This window comes from Bacteroides sp. AM10-21B (genome assembly GCF_003472565.1).
GTDB lineage: Bacteria > Bacteroidota > Bacteroidia > Bacteroidales > Bacteroidaceae > Bacteroides > Bacteroides propionicigenes.
The window spans coordinates 87,616-106,130 of record NZ_QRME01000001.1 but is presented as its reverse complement, the minus strand read 5'-3'; the positions used below and the strand labels follow the sequence as shown (position 1 = coordinate 106,130).

Here is an 18,515-nt window from a genome sequence, read left to right as displayed (position 1 = left end):
GGTGAAACATTTTTACAGACGTTTGATAATGATAGGCTTATGATTTTCATCATGGTAAGGCATACCATAACGATTGGATTTTACTCTACTTTTTATTAGAGAATCGATCGGAGTTTTTAGAGGTCTCACACCTGTGGGAAGTTCTTTGTTGGAGAAAGTCTGGAAATAGCCTATACAAGCATCTCTCCACCATTCTGCATCATTTTTCTGAATATCTAATTTTAGGGTAACTTCATCAAATATTGTCTTACTGATATAAGGTTTGAGACTTGCCCACGTTTCTTGGTACTTTTCAACTTGTGAGATTCCTTTGTCATAATGCAGGCATATTTCGTCCCAAAGTTCTCTTCCAGAAGAGAGTTTATAGTCCCATGGAATATGATGAAACCAAAGAAGTAGATTCTCAGGACAGGTTTTGAGAGAGTTGAATTGTGAGGCGAGCGGTTCATGGTATTGGTCTACATTAGCAGAACCATTACGAGTACGGTCAAATCCTACTCCGTCTTTGTCGGCTTTGTGATAGAATACAGGTGACCAATCCGGTCTTATACTGCTTTCCCATGGTCCCGGTCCATAGTGTGATCCACCGAATATATGATGGAAACCAAGTGGCATCATGTAATTTACGGCTGTTTCGCGGGAACTCATCATTATATCTTTGACAGGGATAAGAAACTTTTGTTCATAGGCTTGGAAGGTCATTCCTTTAGGTCGGATGAAAGTTTGGTGTACCCATTCGTCCGCAATCTGTTCGGCACTTAACGTAGGATTCCATGCTAAACGACCGAATGCATACCAATTGGATTGGGCAAAAATATAGCCGCAGAAATTAGGATCTTGACCGGTATTTGCAACCCCTGCAATAGCTTTCACCATTTTAGCTACAGTAGAACCTTTTCCATCTCTGTAAGTATCACTGTCAAGGCTTTCTTCATAAGTAGTACCATGATAGACAAGATGATTAGAGAAACCAAGATATTCTTGGGTGATTTGAAATTCCATCATCATGGGAGTTTTGTATAGCTGTCCGAATAATGGACTGAAAGGTTCACGCGGTTGAAAGTCAATAGGACCGTTTTTGATTTGAATAATAACATTATCTGCAAATTGTCCGTCAAGAGATTTGAATTCTTCCACCGCTTGGTTAGCCCTGTCACTACTGGTAGGACTATATACAAAAGCTCTCCACATGATAATTCCACCGTAGGGAGCCACTGCTTCTGCAAGCATATTTGCACCATCGGCATGGGTTCTGCCATAATCTTGCGGTCCGGCTTGTCCTTCAGAATTTGCTTTTACAAGGAAACCGCCAAAGTCGGGAATGGCAGCATATATCTCAGCAGCTTTATCTTTCCACCATTGGCGAACTTTTAAATCAAGGGGATCTCCTGATTTTAACCCGCTGAGAGTGATAGGACTTGTCCATTTTATTGAGAGATAAGTGGTTATTCCATACTCTCTGAGAATATTGGCAATTTGAGATACTCTTTTAATATGTTCTTTATCAAGTATGTGAGGATTGGCATTAACATTATTGAGCACAGCACCGTTTAGTCCCACAGAGGCGCAGAGCTCACCATAATGATGAATTCTCTTTACAGGAATCTCTTCTGCAGTCCATTCCCACATGGATAGTCCGGCATAACCTCTTTCTACAGTATCATCAAGATTATCCCAGTGATTGAGAATACGGTATTCGTAATATGGCTTTTCGTGAATATCCAGTCCTGTATCTGCTTTGCCGAGAACTTCTGCTCTTTGTAGTGCATAGACTCCGTAACGAATGGCAGATTGGGAACCACCACTGATATAGCGTTTGCCATCAGCATCATAAATGTGATACTCTTCTTTAGTAAGGCTGCTATCTATCTTAGTTACGACAGAGTTAAGAACATCTTCGTAGCTGCGTCCGTTTGCAAGCCAAAGCATAGTTCCATCCTGTTCTACAGGTTCAGGAGTGCTGCATGCTGAAAATGTCAGTATGGAAAAAAGAATAATACTAAGTGTTTTAATGTTTTTCATATGGGTATCTATTTAATAAGTTTAGAAGAAGGTGCTCCAAGGTATGTTGGCTTTAGACCACCGAAGTCTATAAGTATTTTTTCCATTACGATTCCTGAATCTACAAATCTGAAGCGGAGAGTATGTCTGCCGGCTTGACCAAAATCTGCTTCCATATCTGTTTTTATGATGCTGGCAGCTTGCCAAGGGCCGAGCCTCCCATCGTAATGACCGTTAAAATTGACAATCTGTTCTTGACCACCGTCTATACTAATGGCAAAGCGTAGCCCTTTATTAGCATTGAAATTGAGAGTAGGGGCAAGTAGTATACTTAGTTTTGCCTTGCCTGAAGACATTGTTTCAAGTTCGTATTCTACATAGGCATTGTTTGGGGTTATGGAAGCTGGCAAAGTGGTGATAGCACATTCTGTCTTGCCAAGGTCGGGAATGACACTAACTTTATGGTTGACCTTAAAATTACCTGCTTCTATAGAAATATATCCGTCTGTTTCCTTGTGGCAGAGGTAAACGGTGTCTTGAGATTTTCTCACTTTAGGCATTACTTGTGTTTCTGGCTGTTGCCAATTGGTGTATCCGATATGCACCTGATCCATTATATGATTCCATTTCCCATTTGCAATTTCATAATTATAATGAGCACAGAGTAATGAATCTCTTTTGTATAATTTTTCGACACGCTGTGCCCAATAGTTGATTTCGGCAGGAGATTCTACCTTGGCATTCATTGCTACAGAGTAATACATTTCGTAGACATTCTGCATAGCCTGAATGGGGAATAGGACAAGTTCTTCGTAAGCATCGTACCAATGAGGATCGAGATTTTGATAAACTCTTAAAGCTCGTAGTTCTAGATTATTCCACTCTTCTACAACAGTGTTCCACTCGTCATAATTGAACTGATATGTGTTTGCATTTAGAAGCTCGGGAGTCACTCTACGGGCATATTTGCTGTAAAGTTTAATAATATCTGCTATTTCTTCGGCATATTTATTGCCAAATTGCTGTGCAGCAAAACTTATGGTGTGATCAAAAATATTGTTAGGATTGAACGCTTTAGGTTGCCAAGCCATGTCTAGGAAGAACTGAATAGGGTATTCCATGGGTTTAAGGTCACCTACATTTACAATCCAGAGCTTTCTCACACCGTATTCATAACAGAGGTTCATTTGTTCCCATACACGCTCTACTTGGTTGCAGTTTAACCATTTGTAGTTTCTTGGACCTCCTACGTAGTCAAAATGGTAATACATTCCATAGCCGCCCTTGCGAGGCTTTTCTGTTAATGAAGGTAGCTTTCTTACATTGCCCCAATTATCATCACAAAGTAATAATGTTATGTCATCGGGAACGCGCATGCCGTTGTCATAATAATCTTGTACCTCCTTATATAGAGCCCATACCTGAGGTATATCAGAAGCCTTTCTACCTGTAACTTTAGTGATAATTTTGCGTTGCTCTTTGACTATGTTTTGTAATAAGTTAATATTGGCATTTTCGCTCATAGGCATATCTCCATCTCCACGCATACCTATGGTAATTACGGATTCCCAATTTTTGCAACGTTCTATACCTTCTGTCCAGAAATTTTGAAGTGTGGCAGTGTTTTGGGTATAGTCCCATGCGCCTGTCCCGCGACGTTTCCAGTCTTGTTGTGCTAGCCCCATAGGCTCATGGTGGGAAGTACCCATTACGATTCCCATTTCATCAGCTAAAACTCCATTTTGTATATCATCATCATAGAAAGCGCTGGCCCACATGGCAGGCCACATGAAATTACCTTTCAGACGAAGTATGAGTTCAAATACTTTTTCATAAAACTGACTGTTAAATCCGCCGAATGTTTTCTGTGCCCAATTCCCGAGTGAGGGCCACTCGTCATTCAAGAAAATACCTCTATATTCTATGGCAGGCTCACCATCTGTATAACTTCCCGGGAGTATTGAGATGTTATTTTTATGTTGCACAGGTACATCCGCCCAATAGTACCAGGGAGATACGCCCATTTGTGAAGATAACTCATAGATGCCATAAATAGTACCTCTTTTATCACTACCTGCAATCACTACAGCTTCCTCTACTCCTTCGAATGGTTGTTTGACGGTACATAGGATATACTTTTCACGTTTTCCTTTTAACTCATTGGCTGAGATTTTTCCTGATGCTATTAGCCGTTTTATCCAGTTGCTACGATTGATAGAACCAATAATCAACAGTCGTTTTTCGGTTACAGAACTTGTGATTTGGGGTTTGACGTTGGTCACTGTTTGTGCGTCTGTTTGTAGATTAGTAATGGCACGGAGTACCCCTTTATATTCCTCGTTATCTATCAGTATAGGATAAGATTTTTTTTCTTGTATCCATTGAAAGCCGACAGCGTCATTTGTTATAAAACGTTCTGCAGCTTTTAGTGGTAGCTGCCAACACATACTTGCTAAAAACAAAATAATACAAAAAATGCTATTTCTCATAATATTAATATTTATAAAAAGCCGCTTGCAGATACTTTAGAACATCTACAAGCGGCTTCGATGAATACCTATTGCGAACTTATCTTAAAAAGATAAATTATCTATATTCAGGATTTTGATAGTTCTTTTTCTCTTCAGGGGTCATTTCCATACCGTCAAGCTGTCCTTGTGGAATAGGACGCAGGTAATGTCCGGGCTTGATGGTACGTGTATAAGTCTTGACTTCACGGTCCCCTTTGTCGTTTCCACAAATTTGGTAAGTGTCAGCATACTCATTCCATTTTTGTGTACGTACAAGGTCGAACCAACGATAACCTTCACCGAAGAATTCACGTGAACGTTCATCAAGGATATAGTTGATATCAATTGTTGTTGGGGTGTCATTTGTCAAATCAGAACCATAATCCAAATCCTTTTCTTCTTTCTCTGCATTGCTGAATGTCCATTTGCCTGCACGATCACGTAAAACGTTGACTAACTCACGTGCACTTTTATTAGGTTTAGTCGTTGCGCCTTTTACTGCAGCTTCTGCTGCAATCAAATAGAGCTCAGAAAACTTGGCAATATTGTACGGACGTGTACTACCGGCATTAGGTTGACCGACACCGGTACCGTTGTCAGTACGATAAGGACCGAGTTTCCAAAGTCCCGGATATACGCGACGACTGATTGCACTGGGACCCATTACATAATCAGCACGTCCTGCTATAACTCCAGCCCCGGTATTACTATCTCCTGCTCCTTTCTCTGGATATTTGATATCAGGATCATCTTCAGAAAGGAAAGTCAATAACGGTTCTCCCTCGGCTACTGCAATGCCGTTAGCTCCTGTAACACTTGTCCATTCGTTTCCGTTTGTAGACCAGTTACCGCGGTAAACTGTTGTAAATGTTCCATCGTAGCGGGAATCTTTTGTTTTGTCTTTAAAAGTATGTGTAAATACACTGTGAGGAGGAGCCATACGTGTCCACGGGCGACCATAAGCTTGTTCGGCAACGCGAATTACCGGTGAAATAGTTTTACCGTCTTTATCTTTGGCCTGAATATCCGTATAGTTCCAATTCATCATCCAACCGGCAAAATTATCAGGAGCTCCACCGCTACCATACGTCAAGCTACCGCCGTTGTAATATTCATCTTCTTGGGTATGATCAGCATACAGTAAGATTTCTTTGTTTCGGTCGTATGGTCCTGCATTGACTTGATAGAAACTCTCCATCAAACCATATGCTCCGGGATTGTCAATTGCTTCAGTTGCAATATCATATGCTTGCTGATAGTACCATGCAGCATCATGCCCGTCAGGATCTGTACGATTACATTCCGGATATGTGGGGATGTTATTGGGGTTTTCCAACCACCAGCCATAGGTCAGATATGCTTTTGACAGGTATAAGCGTGCTACTGTTTTAGCGACTCCACCTGTTACACGAGGCTTCTCCGGTAGATTAGTGACAGCTGTTTTTAAATCAGGAAAAATCGCTTTAGTGTACACTTCGGGAACAGTGTTACGTACGGAAGTGCGTGAGGTAGAGATGTTGAATTTTAACTCACCTGCACCCAAATCCAATGGCACGCCGCCAAATGTCTGTACTAATAAGAAATAATCCATACCGCGGAAGAAGTGTGCTTCTGCAAGAAGAGCGTCTGAAACACCTACTTTGGAGCCGTTCTCAATAACGCCGTTAGCCGTGTTGATATTTGAAAAGGCTGTTCCCCATAACACGTCTGAACGGCTACTGCTTGCTGTCAGACTTCCTACACCCGATAAATCGGCATCTTTAAAATTGCCGTCAGCCGACTGGGCATAAGTCGCTTCATCTGTTCCTGTCAGGCAAGAATTGTAATAGTAAGCTTGCCCATAGATGTAACGTAAGTGTGCATACATAGAAGTAATACCGCCTTCTACACCTCTTTCTGTTTGGAAGAAGGTTGGTTCATAAATACTACGTGGCTGTTCGTCTAAAATATCTGAGCAAGAAGTTGCAAAGATCAAGGCTAATGCCGTAGTTCCCAGAACTCTTATATTAGTAAATATTGGTTTCATAGTTTTAAAGCTAAATTAGAATGTCAAGTTAATGCCGAATAAATAATTACGTGTGGAAGGAGAATTGGTTCCCACTGTAAGGAAACGACTCTGAATGCCACTTGTAACAGCTACGTTTTCATTACCGTAAGAGTTGGTTTCCGGATCCAAACCGGTTTCTTTATGGAATGGAGAGCATATTACGAACGGGTTCTGTATAGATACATAAGCACGTAAACTTTGGATGCCGAAATTTTTCAGCCATTTCTGTTGATCGAAATTATAGCCTAAAGAGATATTACGGACTTTCCAGTATGAAGCGTCAAAATATCCTAAAGTACTACCATATTTAGGGTTGTCACCACTTTGAATACCACCTGGTTTTGGATATTTGGCATTAGTGTTTTCTTCTGTCCAATAGTCTACATCTACTTGACCACGACGACCAGTCAACATATTCAGGTAACCGTTAGCATGGTGTAATGTACTGATAAGTTTACCGCCACACTTGAATGCTGTAATAACATTCAAATCGAATCCTTTATACGCAACACGCGTACTGAAACCACCCGTAAATTTGGGTTCCATACTGATAATTTGGCGGTCATCCGGTCCGATTTTACGAGCGGGAGTCCCATCTTCATTATATTCACCGGTATATTTAACTTTGATCATACCTACATTTCCACCCGGTTCTAAAATTGCAAGATAAGGGTCACCTTCTTGCCATAAGCCAATCTTTTCATAATCGTAGATTACATCAACGGGATGACCTACAAACCAGTTATTGGCTTCATCGCGTTCTGCTCCGGATGCCAATTCGGTCAATTCATTGCGATTGGCTGATAAGTTAAGGCTGGCATCCCATGTCCAACCATTATAATTGTCAAGTATTGTTCCGTTTAAGGTGAGTTCGACGCCTTTGTTTTGAGTTTTTCCTACGTTGCCTACATAGCTGCTTACACCGGAAGTTGCAGGAAGATTAACGTTCTGCAGCAAATCAGATGTTTTTTGTATATAGTATTCTAATGTTCCTGATAAGCGACCGCCGAATAATGTGAAATCCAAACCGAAGTTCCAGGTAGAAGAGTATTCCCAACCTAAATTGTAATTGGGCAATGCAGATACATAATAACCGGTAGCATAACCTGTTGGTCCGAAGTTATAAGGACGAGTGGATAATTTTCCCCATGTGGAATATGGACTTACAGCCTGATTGGAGGTTTGTCCGTATCCTACGCGCACTTTAAGAATATCCAGCCATTCAATATCATCCATAAATGATTCCTGACCGATATTCCAACCGGCAGATACAGCCGGATATGTATGCCATTGATGACCTTTTGCCAAACGTGAAGAAGCATCAGCACGAACAGTTGCCATTAACATATAGCGATTGTCATAAGTATACATGGCACGTCCCATCCAAGACATCAGTCCGCTTTTCTGATAATCCCAATTATCTGGATTAACGGTAATTGTACCTTCTGCACGACCTAAATTGTAATATTGTAAGTACTCTGCCGGAATATCACGTGCTGCAATATTTGATTTGGTATAAACAGTTTCTTCGGCTGAGTACATTCCTACTATATTCAATTGATGTTTACCGAATGTACGGTCATAAGTTATCAAGTTTTCTATAGCCCAGTTTGTTGTTTCAGAGTGGGTTAATGATGCGGTAGAAGGAGTATCTTCTGTTGTGCTGTTTACGCCCTCACCAGTGAAAGTACCACCTTTGGTAGAACGGTAGTTCAGACCTAAATTGACACGATATTTTAATCCTTTTACCCATGGACATTGTATTTCGGCAAAAAGGTTGTTATAAGTACCGAAGCCTTTCTGTTCGTTCAGCCAAGTATCTTCCAAACTTTCTACAATATCACGTGTTACAACAAAGTATTCATCTTGGCTGTTTATTTTTACTGTTCTCTTCAGGCTTCCATCCTCATTGTACGGATTAGCAATAGGAGAGTTTGCCAATACATTATACAAACCGATATTAGAACCTTTTGTTACATTATAGTTGGAGTTGGTTGTTAATCCGAAACGGAAGTACTTACCTACCCCTTGATCAAATGAACCACGTAAAGAGTAACGCGTATAATTCTGTGTAGGAATAACCCCTTGGTCTTTGTAGTAGGCAGCTCCGAAACTGTAGCTTCCTTGATTTGTACCTCCTGCTACGCTGACATCGTGGCTTGTTACCATACCGGTACGATACATTAAATCCTGCCAATCTGTGTTAACATCGTCCGATTCATCTAACGAATTATCAAATTTGCCGGCATACTTACGCATTTCGGCAAACTTCTTTCCATCCATCATCGGGTATTTTGAGAATACGGATTTTGCACCGACATAGCCATTGTATGTGAATTTGGCTGGTGTACCTTGTGCTCCTTTGTTTGTGGTAATCAAAATAACACCATTGGCACCACGTGAACCATAGATAGCTGTGGAAGAAGCATCTTTCAAGATATCCATACTTTTGATATCGCCGGGGTTGATATCAGAAAGATTCCCCATAAAAGGAATACCATCCAATACTACTAACGGATCGTTGGAAGCCGTTAGAGAACGGGTACCACGAATTCGGATTTGCATAGTAGCGCCCGGTTGTGAAGAAGTCTGTGCCATGTCCACACCGGCTATACGATTTTGTAGAGCGTATGTAATGTTTGTTGCCGGCATTTCACGCAGTTTGTCGCCTCCTACTGATGCGATAGAACCTGTTACGTCTGATTTTCTCGCTGTACCGTAACCGATAACGACTACTTCTTCCAATGCTTTGGAGTCTTCTTTTAATGTAATGTTGAGGTTTGCATTTCCTTTAACGGCAATTTCTTGTGTTATATATCCGATATAAGAAATTACTAAGGTCGCATTTTTCTGTACTGTTAACGAAAAGTTTCCATCCAAATCGGTTATCATACCATTGGTTGTTCCTTTTTCCGTAACGTTGGCGCCAATAACCGGTTCACCGAAATTATCTTTTACAATACCCTTTACCGTGATATTCTGAGCGACACTCCACAGAGGTATCAGGCAAAGTAATAACAATAGCCCTAAGGACCTAAAATAATAAGTTGTGCATTTCATAAAAAAACAAGGTTTAAATTGAATAAAAATGTTAAATCAAAGTATAAGTTCATTAAGGTTCTTTTTATGTTTTCATATGCTATCGTTTTAGTTAAACATTTATTTTATATTTTAAATGACTAAAGAAATGAGGTGTATATCCTCAACTTTCTGACATAGGCAAAGTTAGTTAGCATTTGTAATATGGTAGGGTATAGATGATACTTATATTTTATTTTTTGTAACATACTCTTGCAACTGTGTTACATTCTTTTTTGTGTATGTTACATCAATAAGGCGTGGTGGTTGTAAATGGATTTTTTTGCAATAAAAATAATTAAAATTAATTCTTTTTTACGGTGGAGCCATGAAGTTTTTTTATCACAAAAGTTACATATGTATCGAATAAACCTGCTTTTTGTTTATCTTTGTCAGACTTTTGTATCTAATAAAAAAGAAAGACTATGAAAAGATGCGTTTGGAAAGTACTTGTAGTATGTTTGTGTTGTATAGCTCAATACAGTGAAGCACAGACGGGAAAAGTGTATACTACAGATATGGGCTTATCCAGTAGCTTAATTAATCAGATATTTCAGGATAAACAAGGCTTTATTTGGGTCACAACTGAATATGGGTTAAATAAGTTTGATGGTTTGCGCTTCACCAATTACCGGCATATTTCAGCTGATTCATCTTCTATCAGGAATAATTATGTACGTACTTTGTTTGAGGATAGTCGACGTAATCTGCTGGTGGGGTGTATTGATGGGTTAATGAAGTATGATCGTGAAACGGATAGTTTTTTGGAGATTCCAATGTTTCGTGCGGGTAAGCGGGTTTTTCCACATATAACGCAGATGCAGGAATTGCATAATGGAGAAATCTGGATGACAACTACCGGGCAGGGAATGTTTCGTTTGGATGAACAGCAAAAGCAGGCAGTTTCTGTAGATAATCTTTTAAAGCAGTCGAATTACAATTTTCAATCTTGTTTTTATGAAGATTCTTATTATAATATTTGGATAGGAACGTATGGAAACGGCCTGATTTGTTATATGCCTGCAACGAAAGAAGTGCGTGTATTTAAATATCCAACCCTCAATGACAATAATGTTGCCGCCATAATAGAAGATAAGGAAGGGAATCTTTTTGTAGGGACTCAGAAGCAAGGTCTGTCACGTTACAATAGGCAGGAAAACAACTTTATTCCGGTTCCTTATACAGGAGACGGTCCACTGTCCGTTTATTGTATGTCATTGGTGAGCGGGCAATTGCTGGTTGGTACTGACGGGCAGGGACTGAAAATGTATAATTCTGCAAAAGAACAGTTGGAAGACTATACTATTAATTCTGCCCCAATGGACTTTTCGGAAGGAAAGATTCATACAGTGTTGGAAGATAAGGATAAGAATTTGTGGTTAGGGCTATTTCAAAAAGGGGTAGTCTTGATACCGAAACAAGATAATCCTTTTGAATATTATGGTAGCAAGTCTATTTACTATAATCCTATAGGACAAGGCTGTGTTATGTCTATTTTTCAAGACAGTAACGGTCATTTATGGGTTGGTGCAGATAATGAAGGTATATACGAGTTGGATGCAAACGGGAAGAGGTTGAGACACTATCAGCCGGGGAGTTCCGCCCATTCTGTTGCTAATACGATAATGTGTATTTATGAGGATACGGATAAGAACTTATGGCTTGGTTCTTATACGCGGGGAGTTGCAAGGTTTAATCGGAAAACCGGAGAATGTGACTATTCTTTACCTATTGATAATGAAAAAATATTTTCGATAACTGAAGACAAACAGAAGAATCTATATATCGGGACATTAGGTTCCGGCTTTTATCAATATAACTTGAAGACCGGAAAGTTAAAACATTATGAATCTTCTAAAGATGAAACCGATGACTTGAAGCGGAATGAGCTTGTCAACGATTGGGTGAATTATATATTTTGTGATAGTGAAGGGCTGATATGGTTGGGACATTATAAAGGAGTAAGTTGTTTTAATCCGTCAACGGAGAGTTTTATTAATTATAAAAAGGTCAACACTTTGATTTCCGGATGTGTGGGGTATGTTATTCAAGAGGACCATTCGGGTAAGATTTGGGCCGGTACTACGGATGGGTTGTACAGTTTTGATAAGACAACGAATGAGTTGGAAAGGTTTGCAATGGCAAACGGATTGCCAAACAATGTGATATGCGGGCTTAGTGAAGACTTCCGGCATGATATTTGGATTAGCACTTATATGGGAATCAGCCGGTATGATGTACAAAATAACCGTTTTATTAATTACTATTCGGGAGATGGTTTGCAGGGCAATGAATTTATGCACGGCGCTTTCTATACGGACAAGAATGGAAAGATATATTTTGGTGGTATCAACGGTATCACTTGTTTCTCTCCCGGAAGCATAGGAAATACCTCCAAAGAAACGAATGTATGGATAACGGACTTTTACGTATTTAATCAGCCGATACATAAAAACAGTCTTTCAAACGGAGACCCCATAATCCATACATCGGTGCAAGAAGCCAATCTGTTCCGGTTGTCTTATTTGGATAATACATTCAGCATTATCTTTTCCACATTGCAGTACAACAACCCTGAGCAGATATCTTACCAATATAAAATTGATGAATTAGGCTCTCAGTGGCTTAGTACAGAACCGGGAGTAAATCGTGTGACCTATAATAATTTGCCGCCCGGTAAATATACTTTCCGGGTACGCGCACTTAATTATGGCAATTACTCGGAAGTGCGTACAATCAAGATTCTGATAACCCCTCCCTGGTATCAAACATGGTGGGCGTATTGTTTTTATGCAGCTTTGTTTGGATTGTTGGTGTTGGGTATTGTCAACTATATCTTATCGCGTATGCGGCATCGTCGTGAAATCATGAAGCGTGAACATGCAGAGCAGCTCAATGAAGCGAAGTTACAGTTCTTTATCAACATTTCTCATGAGATAAGAACTCCTATGACGCTTATTATTAATCCTTTGGAAAAATTGTTGGCGGATAAGAAAGACTCAGAGTTACATAAGACATACTTAATGATTTATCGTAATTCTCAGCGCATCCTTCGGCTGATTAATCAGTTGATGGATATCCGTAAGTTAGACAAAGGGCAGATGTTTCTGAAATTTCGTGAGACCGATATGGTGGGATTCATCGATGACCTGATGCAGACATTTGAGTATATGGCGCGTAAAAAGAATATTCATTTTACTTTTGAGCATATGATGCCTCAACTGAAGGTATGGATAGACTTGAATAATTTTGATAAAGTACTGATGAATATTCTATCTAATGCTTTTAAATATACTCCGGAAGAGGGCGAGATACAGGTCAGTCTGGCAACCGGTCATGACATGGCGCGTAAGGACGCACTACGCGAGTACTTTGAGATTGCCATAACAGATAGCGGCATCGGTATTGACCGGAATAAGATAGAACGAATCTTCGAACGCTTCTATCAGATAGATAATGATGTAACGAAGTCTAATTTTGGTACCGGTATTGGTTTGCATTTATCCCGTTCGTTGGTTCAATTGCATCATGGCGAAATACTTGCAGAAAATAGAGAGGATGCTCCCGGCAGCCGCTTTATCATACGCATACCATTAGGGTCGGCTCACTTGCGTACCGATGAGTTGGAAACGGTGGATGCGGAAAACGTGATATACCACACTGTAGATAAACCTGTTTTAGCGAAACTGGAAGAAGAGTTAATAGAAGAAGAGGAAGAGCCTAAGGCCGCTATTAAGGCAAAGACACGCTTGCGGGTATTGGTTGTGGAAGACGAGGACGAGATTAAGGCATACCTGAAAGCAGAATTATCAGATGAGTATAAAGTCGAAACTTGCAGTAACGGTAAGGAAGCGTATGATTTGGTTCTGCGTGATACCCCCGACTTGGTTATTTCGGATGTTATGATGCCTGAAATGGACGGGTTGACTCTGTGTCGCAAGATAAAGTTGAACACGAACGTGAACCATGTCCCCGTAATCTTACTGACAGCCAAATCCAAGCCGGAAGATACGTTGGAAGGAATGGAAACCGGGGCAGATGCTTATATGGTGAAGCCATTCAATACAGAGTTATTGAAAAAGACTATCGCCAATCTGATTGCCAACCGCAAATTATTGCGTAATAAATTCAGCGGGGCACAGCAGCAAGAGGATAAGATGGAAAAAATCACCATGAAGTCCAGTGACGAGATATTGATGGGTAAGATTATGAAGGTGGTGAACGAGCATTTGGACGACCCTGCGCTGAACGTTGAAATGCTTGCTTCCGAAGTAGGATTAAGCCGTGTACACGTGCATCGTAAGTTGAAGGAACTGACCAATCTTTCTACCCGCGATTTTATTAAGAATATACGTTTACAGCAGGCGGCCGCTCTATTGGCACAAGACCAAAAGCTTACTATTTCGGAGATTGCTTATGCTACAGGATATACTAATCTGTCTCATTTTTCCAGTTCTTTCCGTGAGAAATACGGAATGTCACCGAAAGAGTATATGAGCCAGCATAGATAGTTCTGTTCTGGAATAGGAGGGATGCTAAAAATCTCTTGGTTATTGAGTGTGAAAGGCGAGTTGTGCGTATTCCTTTTCAAAACGATTACAAGATGAGAAAAGCTATATTACTATTACTGTTATCGGCAGTTACAGCATTACAAGCACAAATTGATACCCGTACTCTGAAACTTTCCCGGGAGCATCCCCGCTATCTGACGACTGCCGATGGGAAGCAGGCCACCCGTGACTTGATTAAGAATGAATCATGGGCAAGAGAGGTCTTCAATAAGCTGAAAGAAAAGACGGATACCTATACCCGGCTGACAGAGGCGCAACCGGACTGGCTCTTGTCACGTCTTGCCATGTACTGGAACTCGCACGCCACCGATGTATATATAAAAGGTGAAAGTTTCGACCATGCCGGTGGAGCGAAGGCACCCGTTCCTACGGTGCGTTTTACCGGGACACGCGGCACATTTGCCACCCATGGTCGCCCCAAACTGGCGGATATCGTTCCTTATGACGATGATAAAGACGGTAATATTACTTTCCATAACAACTCTCTACCCGGTCGCCCTTTGGAGAAAGTCCATCCTTCCAAGACAGGGCGTAACATTGAAAGCTTGAATCGTGAGATTATGGGAATTGCCCGTGATGCAGCTTTTCTTTATTGGCTGACCGATGAAGAACAATATGCCCGGTTGGCTGCCGGAGTGTTCGACACCTATATGCAGGGCATCTATTATCGCAATGTCCCTGTTGATGCAAATTATGGTCATCAGCAGACACTGGTTGGCATGAGTTCGTTTGAAGTAATCCATGAAGATATTCTTTATGAGATTGTTCCTCTTTATGATTTCCTGCATGGGTATCTGGCCGTTCACTATGCCGATAAGATGAATATCTATGCCGGAGCTTTCAAGAAGTGGGCGGACAACATCATAGCCAATGGAGTACCCCATAATAATTGGAATCTGATGCAGGCGCGCTATATCATGGACATTGGCATAGTGCTCGAAGATGATAACCATTATGCCGATGGCAAAGGGCGAGGCTATTATATAGACTATGTGCTCAACCAATCCAGTATCCGCCAGTGGAGTTTGAAAAAACTTGCCGACTACGGGTACGACCCTCATACGGGCATTTGGGCGGAATGTCCCGGTTATAGTGGCGTAGTTATGAATGACTATGCTAATTTTACGAACATCTTCGACCGTAATTTGCATTGTGACTTAACGAAAGAATTACCGGTACTTCCCAAGGCTGTTGCAGCTACTCCCCAGTATTTGTTTCCCAACAGAATGATATGCGGCTTTGGAGATACACATCCGGGGTATCTGAAAACCACACCCGTTGTCCGGATGATTGAAAACGCCCAAGCCAATGGCAAAGAAGAACAGGAGAAGTATTTCACCGCTTTGCTGAAATGCCTTAATCCTGATGCCGGCAAGAATACGGCGAAAGAAAAGGTACGTGTTTCCGTCAATGCTTTTTTCGACGATAAACCCTTGGAACTAAGGTCGGATGTCAATGCCGGTAAAATAGAAGATTATGTGTCTCCTTTGTTCTACGCTCCAAACGTGTCGTGGCTGGTACAACGTAATGGCATGAATCCACGCAATAGCCTGATGATATCTTTGAATGCCAGTGATGGCAATCATATGCACGCCAACGGCATTTCAATGGAACTTTATGGCAAAGGGTATGTGTTGGGGCCTGATGCCGGCATCGGCTTGTACCTTTACAGCGGACTGGATTATGCTGAATACTACTCTCAGTTTCCCAGTCACAACACTGTATGCGTAGACGGTATTTCCAGTTATCCGGTGATGAAGAGCAACCATTCGTTCGAATTGCTTTCCTGTTTTCCGGCATCTTCTGCAGCTGTGGCGGTGAAAGATAAGTTCCCTTCCGTTACGTATAGTGATGTCTATTTTCGTGAACCGGAAAGCCGTGCAGACCAGATACGTATGATGAGTATTGTCACCACCGGTCCCGAAACGGGCTACTATATAGATGTTTTCCGTAGCCGCAAAGAGCTTGGCGGAGACAAGATGCACGATTATTTCTATCATAATCTGGGACAAGAGATGACCTTGACGGCAGCCGACGGCACAGATTTAAACCTGAGGCCTACTGAGGAACTTGCATTTGCCGGGGCCCATCTGTATGCCTATTCTTATCTGTTCGACAAGAAGTGTGCCCGGACAGGCGAAGATGTAAAGGCCGTCTTTACAATTAAGATGCCCGATAAAGATGATATCCGAATGAATATGTGGATGAAAGGAGAGGAAAACCGTACGGTGTTTTCAGCTCTTAGTCCTATGACAGAGGGGCTTAGCCGTACTCCGGGTATGCCTTACAATATTAAGGAGCAGCCCACATTAACCTTTGTTGCCCGTCAGGAAGGAGAAGCATGGAATCGTCCTTTCGTGGCGGTTTATGAACCTTCAACAGTGAAAGAAGCCGAACAGATTACCTCCGTTACTTTTCCGGAAGTGAAGTGCGGACAGCCGGGCAGCCATGTTGGAATTTGTGTAACACAGAAAAGCGGGCGCACCGACTATATCCTGTCTTCAGACAGTGCGGCGCATCTTTGTTCGATGAACAATGGTATGAAAGCCTCGGCCACCTACGCTTTGTGGAGTAATCGGAAAGGAGAAGATTGTACACTCTTTTTAGGGAATGGTACGCTGTTGCAAACTCCTGCAGTGGTTGTCAAGGCGAATGTTCCGGTGAGCGTATTGCTTGAAAAAGGAGCGGACGGATGGTACTGTACGGCTTCGGGTGCTTGCACCATCACATTGAACGGAAAAACGTATAAGATAGAAAAGAGCGTGACGGAGAAGACAAAGTTATAGACAGAGATATGCAATGAAACGGAAACTATTATTCATATTGTTTGTACTGATAAATTGCGGCGTAGTTGTACAGGCACAGTTGAAAACCTATCCGGAGGGATTACATACAGGACTGCCTCACAATGATGACTATACGGTGCGTGTCCGTATACCCGGTGGAGAGTGGCAGGACTTGTTTGAATATAAAGTACAGGTAGATTTGGATAAGCCGCAAGATGCTTCTATGGTGCAGTTTGATATGGGGAGTCCGGTAGAAGTAATGGTAAAAAAGAATAATGGTACAGTACGTGAGGTTGCCATCCGCCCCTTGAATAATAAGGTAGTTTACAGGCAAGTACAGAATACTGTCTTTTTCACTTTGGATAAGCCTCAAAACCTTTCAATAGAGTTTGACGGAGACCGTTTGCACAATTTGCATCTTTTCGCTAATCCTATGGAAGAAGAGGTCTACTCAAAGGAAGCAAAAGGCATTATGTTCTTTGGTCCGGGTGTACATCGTCCGAAAGATTTGCCCAATAATCAGATACGCATACCAAGCAATACTACAGCCTATTTGGCTCCGGGTGCAGTGTTGAAAGCTAAACTTCTGGTAGATAATGCTGAGAATGTGCGTATTATAGGTCGCGGAATATTAGACCATCCTGTCCGCGGCATTGAAATAACCGATTCCAAAAATGTGTTGATTGATGGAATTACGGTTGTAAACCCCGAACATTATACGGTGTTCGGCGGCGGTTCTTCGGAGATAGTAATCCGTAACTTGAAAACTTTTAGTTGTAGAGGCTGGAGTGACGGCATTGACCTGATGTGTTGTCGTAAGGTCTTTGTTGATAACGTTTTCCTGCGTACAAGCGATGATTGTGTCGCGCTCTATAATCATCGTTGGAATTGGTGGGGCGGTTCGAGCGATATTACCGTACAGAACTCTGTTTTATGGGCGGATGTTGCGCACCCTGTTAATGTAGGAGGTCATGGAAATCCGGACTCGTCGACGGGCGAGGTTATTGAGAACCTGACTTTCCGTAATATTGATATTTTGGAGCACGATGAGGATGATCCGATGTATCAGGGATGTATGGCAGTAGACTGTGGTGATAAAAACCGGGTACGTAACGTCCTGTTCGAGGATGTCCGTGTAGAGAGTATTCAGGAAGGTCGCCTTTTCTATGTCAAAGTACGTTTCAATCCTAAGTACGACAGACAACCCGGCAGCGGCATCGAAGGCGTCACATTCCGTAATATCACCTATACAGGTGTTGGTGAGAATCGTTCGCTGATTCAGGGATTAAGCCCGGACGGTATGGTGAAGGATATAATCTTTGAAAATATCAGTATCAACGGAGAGAAAATGAGAGATTTGAAAGAATTCGTTATAAATGAATTTGTTGCTAATGTGAAAGTACAATAACATTTCTCCGTTAGCCTCATTGTAAATGTCGATATGGCTATGGCAAAATGCCGATATGCTTGTAACTAAACCTCGTTTTCCAACTGCGGGCTCTCCGGTTGGCAGTTGCGTGCT

The 18,515-nt window shown here is 41.5% G+C and carries 7 protein-coding genes; 3 read left to right on the top strand and 4 right to left on the bottom strand.

The annotated features are described in order from the left end of the window. Positions 1-12: 12 nt before the first annotated feature. From DW121_RS00405 to DW121_RS00390, 4 genes are all read right to left on the bottom strand, one after another. Complete coding sequence (locus tag DW121_RS00405; RefSeq protein WP_117712932.1) at positions 13-2,022, bottom strand: alpha-glucuronidase; 2,010 nt, start codon at positions 2,020-2,022, stop codon at positions 13-15. Positions 2,023-2,030: 8 nt separating this feature from the next. Next, on the bottom strand, positions 2,031-4,490 hold the full coding sequence (locus tag DW121_RS00400; RefSeq protein ID WP_118322682.1) for a glycosyl hydrolase 115 family protein: 2,460 nt from the start codon (positions 4,488-4,490) through the stop codon (positions 2,031-2,033). A gap of 97 nt (positions 4,491-4,587) precedes the next feature. Beyond that, a complete protein-coding gene (locus DW121_RS00395) occupies positions 4,588-6,537 on the bottom strand; it encodes a RagB/SusD family nutrient uptake outer membrane protein (RefSeq protein ID WP_117712930.1) in 1,950 nt (649 codons plus the stop codon). Between the two features lie 15 nt (positions 6,538-6,552). Next, the gene (locus DW121_RS00390; protein WP_117712929.1) at positions 6,553-9,618 is read right to left on the bottom strand and encodes a SusC/RagA family TonB-linked outer membrane protein; all 3,066 of its coding nucleotides are present in this window, start codon (positions 9,616-9,618) and stop codon (positions 6,553-6,555) included. Between the two features lie 443 nt (positions 9,619-10,061). Here DW121_RS00390 and DW121_RS00385 point away from each other — a divergent pair, with 443 nt between their 5' ends. The 3 genes from DW121_RS00385 to DW121_RS00375 all read left to right on the top strand — a co-directional run bounded on the left by DW121_RS00385 (position 10,062) and on the right by DW121_RS00375 (position 18,401). After that, positions 10,062-14,147: a two-component regulator propeller domain-containing protein gene (locus tag DW121_RS00385; protein WP_118322679.1), complete on the top strand. Its 4,086-nt coding sequence runs from the start codon at positions 10,062-10,064 to the stop codon at positions 14,145-14,147. 92 nt (positions 14,148-14,239) lie between these two features. Beyond that, positions 14,240-16,993: a heparinase II/III family protein gene (locus DW121_RS00380; RefSeq protein ID WP_118322674.1), complete on the top strand. Its 2,754-nt coding sequence runs from the start codon at positions 14,240-14,242 to the stop codon at positions 16,991-16,993. Between the two features lie 13 nt (positions 16,994-17,006). Next, positions 17,007-18,401: a glycosyl hydrolase family 28 protein gene (locus tag DW121_RS00375; RefSeq protein ID WP_118322671.1), complete on the top strand. Its 1,395-nt coding sequence runs from the start codon at positions 17,007-17,009 to the stop codon at positions 18,399-18,401. Positions 18,402-18,515 lie beyond the last annotated feature (114 nt).